We start from the raw sequence: 7443 nt of genomic DNA on the forward strand, positions 1-7443 counted from the left end.
ATGCAGGCCTGGTTGTGGCGCGAATAGACTTTCAGCGCGCCGAGCATGGTCTCGTCGAACACCATCGGCGAGTTGGCGTTGATCAGGCTGGTCAGCACCGTGTTGTTCTCGACGAAATCCTCGCCGAACACGATCTTGGCCATCGCCACCGTATCCTCGGCCCGCTCCGGCGCCGTCACCGAGCCCATGAACGGTTTGTCCGAATAGCGGATATGCGAATAGACCATGTCCAGATGGCGCTTATTGACCGGCACGTCGACCGGCTCGCATACCGTGCCGCCCGAATGGTGGATCGACGGCGCCATATAGGCGAGCTTCACGAAATTCTGGAAATCCTCAAGCGTTGCGTAGCGGCGGTTGCCGTCGAGGTCGCGCACGAAGGGCGGGCCGTAGACCGGCGCGAACACCGTTCCCTTGCCCCCGATCTGCACCGAACGCTCCGGATTGCGCGCATGCTGGGTGTAGATCGAAGGCGCGGTCTTGAGCAGCGAGCGGCAAAGCCCCTTGGGAAAATGCACGCGCTCGCCTTTCACATCGGCGCCGGCCTCTTTCCACAGCGCGAGCGCCTCGGCGTCGTCGCGGAAGATGATGCCGATCTCTTCCAGCACCGTGTCTGTGTTTTTCTCGATCAACGCCAGGCCTTCCTCGTCGAGGACCTCGTAGACGTTGATCTTGCGCTTGATATAGGTGAGCTGGGTGCCCGGACCGCCGCCTGCGCGCGCCGCACGCCTGGCCGCCGCGCCGCCGCTGGCGCCGCGTCCGCGTCGTCCGCCCGACGCTTCCTGCTCGACTGCCGCGTTATCGCTCATGATCGTTCTTCCTATAGATTTTAGATTTGGGCCTGAATTGGCTCGCGGCCGGTTCGCCGCCGCTTCTTTCCGGATCGTAGCCATGCACCCTATTGGAAACGGCCCGCCAGCGCCAACGCCTGTCGCAAAATCGACAAGAAAACCGCCAACTTTTCAGTCGCTTTCCTTTTGCGGGAAGTCGCAAATCAGCTATGGCTACCTTGCCCTCGCGGGTTAGGTATTGGCGCATCGATTTTTGAGCTGCAGCAAGCATTCCGAGCAGCAAGGAGCCCGAGGAAAAAATGTCCGACGACGAGATCATCCTTTCCGAGCTTTCCGACGAGGAACTCGTGCAGCAGATGCATGACGACCTTTATGACGGGCTGAAGGAAGAGATCGAGGAAGGCACGCATATCCTTCTTGAGCGCGGCTGGCAGCCCTACACGGTGCTGACCGAGGCGCTGGTCGAAGGCATGCGCATCGTCGGCGAAGATTTCCGCGATGGCATCCTGTTCGTGCCGGAAGTGCTGCTCTCGGCCAACGCCATGAAGGCCGGCATGGCCATCCTGCGCCCGCTGCTTGCCGCCACCGGCGCGCCCAAGCAGGGCAAGATGGTGATCGGCACCGTCAAGGGCGACATCCACGACATCGGCAAGAACCTCGTCGGCATGATGATGGAGGGCGCCGGCTTCGATGTCATCGACCTCGGCATCAACAACGCGGTCGAGAAATATCTGGAAGCGATCGAGCAGCATCAGCCCGACATCATCGGCATGTCGGCGCTGCTCACGACGACCATGCCCTATATGAAGGTCGTTATCGACACGATGAAGGAAAAGGGCATTCGCGACGATTACGTCGTGCTGGTCGGCGGTGCGCCGCTCAACGAGGAATTCGGCAAGGCCGTCGGCGCCGACGCCTATTGCCGCGATGCCGCGGTGGCGGTCGAGACCGCCAAGGATTTCATGAAGCGCAAGCACAACGTTCGCGCTTCCGCCTGATCCCAGGGCATCAGGATGGATCGAAAAAAGCCGCGCCTTGCAGCGCGGCTTTTTTGTTCCCAGATGATGATGATGAGGCTGAACGATCAGTTGGCGACAGTGTCTTTGACCGCCCTCGCCGTCGATTTGACGTCCTTGCCGACGCCTCGAATGGTGTTGGCGCAGGCGGTGAGTGCAAGCGCGCAGGCAAGGATGGCAATCGGCGCGATGCGTAGCAGTTTCATGGGTGTCTCCCTCAACAGATAATTAGCCCCGCAGCGAAAACCGGCTCGACTGGTTCATGGTCAAAACGCAAAAAACGAAACCGAATCAAACAGACAGGCTGCTCGTCATCGCCTGCGGGATGATTGCGCGCGAAGTTTTGGCCGTCAAGCAACAGCTAAAGCTCGATCACCTTGAGTTGACCTGCCTGCCGGCCGAGTTCCACTTCTATCCGGACCGCATCGCGCCGGCCATGGACAAGGCCATCGAAAAGGCCAAGGCGGAAGGCTACAACCACATCTTCGTCGGCTATGCCGATTGCGGCACCGGCGGCATGCTCGACCGCGTGATCGAGAAGCATGGCGTGGAGCGCATGGCCGGCCCCCATTGCTTCGCCTTCTACCAGGGCATGGACGCCTACGCGAAGGTCGCCGACGGCGACATGATGTCGTTCTACATGACCGACTTCCTCTGCCGCCAATTCGACGCCTTCTTCATCAAGCCGCTCGGGCTCGACAGGCATCCCGAGCTTATCAAGGACTATTTCGGCAATTACGAGAAGCTGATCTATCTCGCGCAAACCGACGATCCGGAACTCGACAAGGTTGCCGAGAAAGCCGCCGCCATGCTCGACCTCGCCTACGAGCGCCGCTCGACCGGCTATGGCGATCTCACGGGTGAACTGGCACGGGCGGCAGCCAACGCTTGAGGCTCTCGCAGGGCTGCTTCAAACGGCGGCCAGCGGAACGGACGATCGACTTGCAGACGAAGCCCCCTCGCCGCCGCTGTTAAGCCGGATGACAGCGGCCTGCGAACGGGTAAGTTGTGCCCCAGCAGACCAAACAGCTGTTCCAGCCACCGATTCGGGGAACGTCCATGATCCCTCGCCTGCTGCTTGCCGCCCTTTGCCTTATTGGCTTTGCCCTGCCGGCCTATGCCGATGGCGAGGTGCAGAAGCTGATCACCGCCGCCGACAAGGCGCGGCTCGACAAATATGGCGAAACGCGCAAGGCGGCTCTCGAAGAGGCAAAGGCCGGCGATCCGGCTGAGGTCAAGCAACTCGATGCGCTGCTCGCGAAGCCGCTGGTCGCTTTCTCCGACAAGGATCTGACCGGCAACTGGAAATGTCGCACCATCAAGGCCGGCGGCTTGAGCCAGCTCGTCATCTATGGCTGGTTCAAATGCAAGGTCACCGAGGACGGCTCGGGCTGGCGGCTGCAGAAGATCAGCGGCTCCCAGCGCACCACCGGTCGGTTCTTCGACGACGGTGAGAAGCGCGCCATCTATCTCGGCTCGTTTTCGGTCAATGACGACAAGGCCAAGCCCTATGGCAGCGGCGCCGAAAGCGACCAAGTGGGCTATGCCTTCCGCAACAGCGCCACCGAGTGGCGCATCGAATTCCCCGCGCCCTATTACGAATCGAAGCTCGACATCATGGAATTCAAGCGCTGACTGAGCCCGAAAAGTTGCAGACTTTTCGGACCAGGATCATGCGTCTCACCAAGGGTTAACCCGCTCGCCCTAGCATGCGCCCGACTTTGAGAGCGGGTGCTTGCCATGGCAACGTCGGAATCCAGTCCGCGACGGATTGTGGTCGTCACCGAAGGCGGTCCGCATATCTGGGCCATCGTCAACGCCATCGCCGATCGCGTCGGCCCTGTCAGTGTCATCCTCGAAACCCCTGAATCAAAAAAGCGTTTGCTGCTCGGCCGCGCCCGCCGCCAGGGCTGGATCTCGGCCATCGGCCAGCTCGGCACGATGCTGCTGACCAGGCTTGGCAAGCGGTTCTTTGCCGGCCATGCTGCACGGCTGATTGCCGAGGAAAAGCTCGAGACAGAACCTCGCCCGACCCAGACGATCATTCATGTGCCTTCCGCCAACGGTCCGGAATGCCTTCAGGCGATTGAGAAGATCGGGCCGGGCGTCGTGCTCCTCGCCGGCTGCCGGCTGCTGTCGAGGGATACGCTCGCGAAGATGCCTTGCCCGGTGCTTAACTATCACGCCGGCATTGCCCCGAAATATCGTGGCATGAATGGCGGCTACTGGGCGCTGGCCTCCGGCGATCGAGTGAATTTCGGCACTACCGTACATCTGGTCGATGCCGGCGTCGACACCGGCGGAGTGCTGAAGCAGGCGCGCCTCAAGTCGAAACGCGGCGACACCATCGCCAGCTACGCGCTGCGGCAGGCGGCATTTTCCCGCGACATCTGCGTCCAGGCAGTGGCCGAGACGCTGGCGGGAAAACTTACGATGATCGATCCCGGCCTGCCCTCGAAACAGTGGTTTCACCCGACGATTTGGTTCTACCTCTGGACCGGCCTGACGAAGCGCGTCTGGTAATCTGCCAGCGTCGGAAATTCAGCACTCGCTTTGCGTCATCGCCAGCGTCGCTTTTGAAGGCGCGCGCGTCGTCCCATAACAAGCGGCACAAGGGCGCATGCGGCAATGCTCCCAACATCGAGGAGTGAGAATTCATGGCCGATCTGATCGTCGTCTATTGGCGCGATATCCCTGCGCAGGTCATCGTCAAGAAAGGCCGGCAGAACGCCAAGCGCGAGCTGCCGCTGCGCTTCACCGAGGCGATCGACATGTGCGCCATGCGCACCGGCGCCGGCGGCACCGACGATTACCTCGCCGAATGGCGTAAGGCCGATCCGGTTCCGGTCGGCGACGACATCGAAGCCGAGGTTAAGAAGGCCTACCAGGAACTCGATACGAAATATGACCGCGAGCGGCTGGTCGCTCTGGTCAAGGCTGGCGGGAAAGAAAATGTCTGAGAAGCAGCCGGCGGTCACCCAGGCCACCCTGGTCAAGAAGGCGGCGCCGAAGTCCGACTACAAGCCCGCGGACGTGTCGCCGCAACGCCGCGTCCAGCGCACTTTTGCCGTGAGGTTGTGGTCCATCCGCCATTCGCGACTGCTCGAATGGTTCTATGGCAGGTTCGCCGATGTCTTCCTGCTCTTGCATCCTTTGTGGAAGGGCATCGGCTACGGCCGCGTCGAAGCGCCTGTGAAATTCGTCGAGAAACGCGTCAAGGGCTTCATGTTCGACTGCCGCATGTGCGGCCAGTGCGTGCTCTCCTCCACCGGCATGTCGTGTCCGATGAACTGCCCGAAGCAGCTGCGCAACGGCCCGTGCGGCGGCGTGCGCGCCAACGGCAATTGCGAGGTCGAGCCGGACATGCCCTGTGTCTGGGTCAAGGCCTGGGAAGGCTCCCGCAACATGAAGCATGGCGACAAGATCCTCACCGTGCAGAAGCCGGTCGATCAGTCGCTGCGCGAAACCTCGGCCTGGCTCAGGGTGACCGCGCAGGCGGCCGCGGCGCGTGAAGCCGCCCAGAACCCGCAGAACCCCGGAGCTTCAGCATGAGCATCCGCCACCAGCGCGACGAGAACCCGGCCGGCGTTCACCTGCCGCTCGATCCCCTGCCCGGCCATTCGTCGCGCGGTCGGTTGGAGCGCGTGCTGCGCCGCGGCGAGTTCGCGGTGACGACCGAGCTCAACCCGCCCGACAGCGCCGACCCTGAAGACGTCTACAACCGCGCCAAGATCTTCGACGGTTGGGTCGACGCCATCAACGCGGTCGACGCCTCCGGCGCCAATTGCCACATGTCTTCGGTCGGCATCTGCGCGCTTTTGACCCGCATGGGCTACGCCCCGATCATGCAGATCGCGTGCCGCGACAAGAACCGCATCGCCATTCAGGGCGACGTGCTGGGCGGCGCGGCAATGGGCGTCGCCAACATGCTCTGCCTCACCGGCGACGGCGTGCAGGCCGGCGATCAGCCGGGCGCCAAGCCGGTCTTCGACCTCGATTCCATGTCGCTGCTCGAAACCATCCGCATCATGCGCGACAACGGCAAGTTCCTGTCCGGCCGCAAGCTGACGACGCCGCCGCAGGTCTTCCTCGGTGCTGCCGTAAACCCCTTCGCGCCGCCTTTCGATTTCCGTCCCATCCATCTCGGCAAGAAGATCGCCGCCGGCGCGCAATTCGTGCAGACGCAATATTGCTTCGATGTGCCGATGTTCCGAACCTTCATGCAAAAGGCGCGCGACCTCGGCCACACCGAAAAAGTGTTCATCCTGTGCGGCGTCGGGCCGCTCGCCTCTGCCAAGACCGCCAAATGGATCCGCTCCAACGTGCCGGGTATCCATATCCCCGATGCGGTGATCAAGCGGCTCGAAGGCGCGCAGGACCAGAAGAAGGAAGGCAAGCAGCTCTGCATCGACATCATCAACGAGGTGAAGGAAATTCCGGGCGTCGCCGGCGTCCATGTGATGGCCTACCGCCAGGAAGAATATGTCGCCGAGATCGTCGATGAATCCGGCGTGCTGAAAGGCCGCCAGCCCTGGAAACGGGAGATCCGCCGCGACGACCAGATCGTCGCGGAGCGGCTCGACCACATACTGCACGACGAGATTACCGAAACCCAGGTCGACATGGTGAAGACCGCGCATTGATGTATGTCGCCCAAAAGTGAGAACCGGTTTGGGGCAACGACATACATGAACTTAAAGTCCAAGGCGCGGCCGGCACCCGTCCGCTTGAACAAGACCAGATAACGATATAAAGAACTCTTTATATCCCGACGGAGAGATTGCATGACCCGCACCATCGTCGCCTCGGCGACCCGAGAAATCGTCATCGGCTTCGATCAGCCCTTCTGCGTGATCGGCGAGCGCATCAACCCGACCGGCCGCAAGAAGCTGGCCGCCGAGATGGTGGCCGGCAACTTCGAGACCGTCATCAAGGATGCGCTGGAACAGGCCGCCTGCGGCGCCACCATGCTCGACGTCAATGCCGGCGTCACCGCCGTCGACCCCAATGCGACCGAGCCGGCGCTTTTGGTGCAGACGCTGGAGATCGTGCAGAACTTGGTCGATCTGCCGCTGTCTATCGACTCTTCGGTGACCGCCGCGATCGAGGCGGCGCTGAAGGTCGCCAAGGGGCGCCCGCTGGTCAACTCCGTCACCGGCGAGGAAGAGAAGCTCGAAGCCATCCTGCCGCTGGTCAAGAAATACAACGTTCCGGTCGTCGCCATCTCCAATGACGAGACCGGCATCTCGATGGATCCGGACGTCCGCTTCGCGGTCGCCAAGAAGATCGTCGAGCGCTGCGCCGATCACGGCATTCCCGCGCATGACGTCGTCGTCGATCCGCTGGTGATGCCGATCGGCGCGCTGGGCGATGCCGGCCGCCAGGTGTTCGCACTGCTGCGCCGGCTGCGCGAGGAACTCAAGGTCAACACCACTTGCGGCCTTTCCAACATCTCGTTCGGCTTGCCGCATCGCCACGGCATCAACGCCGCCTTCATCCCGATGGTGATCGGCGCCGGCATGACGAGCGCCATCATGAACCCGGTCCGCCCGCAGGAGATGGAGGCCGTGCGCGGCGCCAACGTGCTCAACGGCACCGACGAGAACTGCACCAACTGGATCCGCACCTACAAGGAC

At 62.2% G+C, this 7443-nt stretch carries 10 protein-coding genes; 8 read left to right on the forward strand and 2 right to left on the reverse strand.

Annotated features, from left to right (window positions below; translation table 11 throughout):
• Window positions 1-809, reverse strand: an 809-nt coding sequence (locus EOA32_RS30320; protein ID WP_189407493.1) for a trimethylamine methyltransferase family protein, incomplete at its 3' end; no start/stop codon positions are given.
• A gap of 281 nt (window positions 810-1090) precedes the next feature.
• On the opposite strand from EOA32_RS30320, the gene EOA32_RS30325 reads away from it, so the two are divergent.
• Entirely contained in the window at window positions 1091-1789 is a 699-nt protein-coding gene (locus EOA32_RS30325; RefSeq protein ID WP_066999684.1) for a B12-binding domain-containing protein, read from the forward strand.
• Window positions 1790-1875: 86 nt separating this feature from the next.
• On the opposite strand, the gene EOA32_RS30330 is transcribed toward EOA32_RS30325, so the two are convergent.
• Window positions 1876-2013 carry an entericidin A/B family lipoprotein gene (locus EOA32_RS30330; protein WP_019858698.1) on the reverse strand — a complete coding sequence of 46 codons (138 nt, stop codon included), beginning with the start codon at window positions 2011-2013 and terminating at the stop codon, window positions 1876-1878.
• 56 nt (window positions 2014-2069) lie between these two features.
• On the opposite strand from EOA32_RS30330, the gene EOA32_RS30335 reads away from it, so the two are divergent.
• The 7 genes from EOA32_RS30335 to EOA32_RS30365 all read left to right on the forward strand — a co-directional run.
• Window positions 2070-2699 carry a DUF1638 domain-containing protein gene (locus EOA32_RS30335; protein WP_066999681.1) on the forward strand — a complete coding sequence of 210 codons (630 nt, stop codon included), beginning with the start codon at window positions 2070-2072 and terminating at the stop codon, window positions 2697-2699.
• 167 nt (window positions 2700-2866) lie between these two features.
• Entirely contained in the window at window positions 2867-3442 is a 576-nt protein-coding gene (locus EOA32_RS30340) for a DUF4893 domain-containing protein (RefSeq protein WP_128373670.1), read from the forward strand.
• Window positions 3443-3547: 105 nt separating this feature from the next.
• Complete coding sequence (locus tag EOA32_RS30345) at window positions 3548-4330, forward strand: formyl transferase (protein ID WP_128373671.1); 783 nt, start codon at window positions 3548-3550, stop codon at window positions 4328-4330.
• Window positions 4331-4464: 134 nt separating this feature from the next.
• Complete coding sequence (locus EOA32_RS30350; RefSeq protein ID WP_128373672.1) at window positions 4465-4767, forward strand: virulence factor; 303 nt, start codon at window positions 4465-4467, stop codon at window positions 4765-4767.
• The gene (locus tag EOA32_RS30355) at window positions 4760-5359 is read left to right on the forward strand and encodes a methylenetetrahydrofolate reductase C-terminal domain-containing protein (protein ID WP_066999668.1); all 600 of its coding nucleotides are present in this window, start codon (window positions 4760-4762) and stop codon (window positions 5357-5359) included. The genes EOA32_RS30350 and EOA32_RS30355 overlap by 8 nt, the downstream gene beginning before the upstream one ends.
• On the forward strand, window positions 5356-6450 hold the full coding sequence (locus EOA32_RS30360; protein ID WP_095780812.1) for a methylenetetrahydrofolate reductase: 1095 nt from the start codon (window positions 5356-5358) through the stop codon (window positions 6448-6450). The genes EOA32_RS30355 and EOA32_RS30360 overlap by 4 nt, the downstream gene beginning before the upstream one ends.
• 141 nt (window positions 6451-6591) lie before the next feature.
• Window positions 6592-7443: methyltetrahydrofolate cobalamin methyltransferase (locus EOA32_RS30365; protein WP_145971393.1), on the forward strand; the 852-nt coding region annotated here is incomplete at its 3' end.

The organism is Mesorhizobium sp. M1A.F.Ca.ET.072.01.1.1, from assembly GCF_004023325.1.
Classification (GTDB): Bacteria; Pseudomonadota; Alphaproteobacteria; order Rhizobiales; family Rhizobiaceae; genus Mesorhizobium.